The 789-nt window shown below is 47.7% G+C and carries 1 protein-coding gene; it reads left to right on the top strand.

The genetic code is table 11. The features are described from left to right. Window position 1 precedes the first annotated feature (1 nt). Window positions 2-789, top strand: a 788-nt coding sequence (locus R8O10_RS24675; RefSeq protein WP_318191883.1) for a NupC/NupG family nucleoside CNT transporter, incomplete at its 3' end; no start/stop codon positions are given.

Raw genomic sequence — 789 nt, forward strand, 5'->3', positions numbered from 1 at the left:
ACTGGGTATCATCGTTTTCTTCTCCTCTCTTATCTCCGGTCTTTATCACATTGGGGTGATGCCAAAAGTTATCAACTTCATTGGTGGTGGTATTCAAAAGCTTCTTGGCATTGGTCGTGCTGAGTCTTTGTCTGCAACAGCAAACATTTTTGTCGGCACTATCGAAGCGCCACTTATGGTGAAACCCTACCTAAAACACATGACTGATTCGCAGTTCTTTGCGGTAATGACAGGTGGTTTGGCGTCAGTAGCTGGTGGTACGTTGGTAGGTTATGCCTCGTTGGGTGTTGATCTTAACTACCTTATCGCTGCTGCCTTTATGTCTGCGCCCGCAGGCTTGTTGATGGCAAAAATTCTCATGCCAGAAGATGTGAACAAAGCACCAGATATCGACATTAGCCAAGTGGAAATTCCGCGCGCAACTAACGTGGTTGAAGCGTTAGCCGATGGCGCAATGGCGGGTGTTCGTATCGCTGTGTCTGTAGGTGGTACGTTGTTAGCGTTCATCAGCGTAATCGCGTTGCTGAACGGCATGCTAGGTTGGGTTGGAGACCTTATTGGTACGCCACTAAGCTTTGAGCTTATCTTAGGCTACGTATTTGCACCTGTCGCATGGTTGTTAGGTGTGCCATGGGAAGAGGCGATTACGGCGGGCTCGCTTATTGGTAACAAGATCGTGGTGAACGAGTTTGTTGCTTTCATCCAACTAGCTGAAGTGAAATCTCAGCTAAGTGCTCACTCTCAAGCTATCGTGACTTTCGCACTGTGTGGTTTTGCAAACATCTCTAG

Source organism: Vibrio sp. 1727 (assembly GCF_033344415.1).
Taxonomy (GTDB): domain Bacteria; phylum Pseudomonadota; class Gammaproteobacteria; order Enterobacterales; family Vibrionaceae; genus Vibrio; species Vibrio alginolyticus.